At 43.0% G+C, this 1,050-nt stretch carries 1 protein-coding gene; it reads right to left on the reverse strand.

Annotation, left to right across the window (positions count from 1 at the left end; all coding sequences use genetic code 11):
- Positions 1 to 51: 51 nt before the first annotated feature.
- Positions 52 to 972 (reverse strand): IS5 family transposase, encoded by a 921-nt coding sequence (locus tag AB4249_RS21900; protein WP_029236538.1) that lies wholly within the window; start codon positions 970 to 972, stop codon positions 52 to 54.
- Between the last annotated feature and the right edge of the window lie 78 nt (positions 973 to 1,050).

A 1,050-nucleotide genomic window follows, 5' to 3' on the forward strand; every position in this document is an offset into this window, starting at 1 on the left:
GCTTTGTTTCCTAATTGGATCTCAGATAGAAACGGCCAGTATGGGTGATTATTAGGCTATTTCTATCGTTTTAGGCATACCTAACCCTGTGAGCTTATTCAACGCTTTAATCATGGCGTAGGTTTCACCAACCTGAGCATTATAGTTTCTTAAACTTAATCGCCCACCAAACAGTGTCTTTACACGGAACATAGCCGTCTCTGAAAGTGACCGTTTATGGTAACCGTACTTCTTTTTCCAATGTTTATTTGAGCCGTATAATTTCTGGCAAGCTACCGCCAGATTACGGGGGTGACCTCGTAACCAAAAAGCAGCACCTTCTCTCGGTGGAATAAGTGGAACAGCTTGTTTAATACGTATTGCTTCGTAGCATTGTCTTGTATCGTAAGCTCCATCACCAGATATCTCATTGATTCTACGACGAGTTTGATTCAGTAAATTAGGAAGAGCTTCACCGTCAGTGACATTCGATAAACTTAACTCAGCCGCAATGATTTCATGAGTGCCAGTGTCTACGGCTAAATGGAGCTTACGCCAAACTCGACGCTTCCCGTCAGTACCATGTTTTTTTACTTTCCATTCACCTTCACCGTAGACCTTTAGCCCTGTTGCATCAATGGCTAAATGCTGTATTGCGCCTCGGGTCTTTGTCTTGAATGACACATTAACCGTTTTGGCTCGTTTACTGATGCATGAATAATGAGGACATGACAACGGGAGTTGAGCGAGTTTGAAAACAGAATCGATGAATCCTTGTAACGCTCTCAACGGCATCGCGAATACTCGTTTAACCATGAGGGCGGTCGTAATGGCTAAGTCACTAAACAATCGAGGTCGACCTCGTTTACCTTGCTTGAGTTGCTTCCACTGTTGAATCGCTTCCTCATCAATCCAGAATGTCAGTGAACCACGATTGATTAGGGCTTGGTTATATTGTTTCCAGTTAGTTGTTCTGTAGCGAGGCTTTGGCATTGCTCTAAGTATGTGAGTGAACTTAGATGATCTGATCGTAGCTTTAAGCATTAGTTCCCTGATTTAGGAAACAAAGCC

The sequence above is a fragment of the Vibrio sp. 10N.261.55.F4 genome (genome assembly GCF_041470465.1).
Lineage (GTDB): Bacteria > Pseudomonadota > Gammaproteobacteria > Enterobacterales > Vibrionaceae > Vibrio > Vibrio crassostreae_C.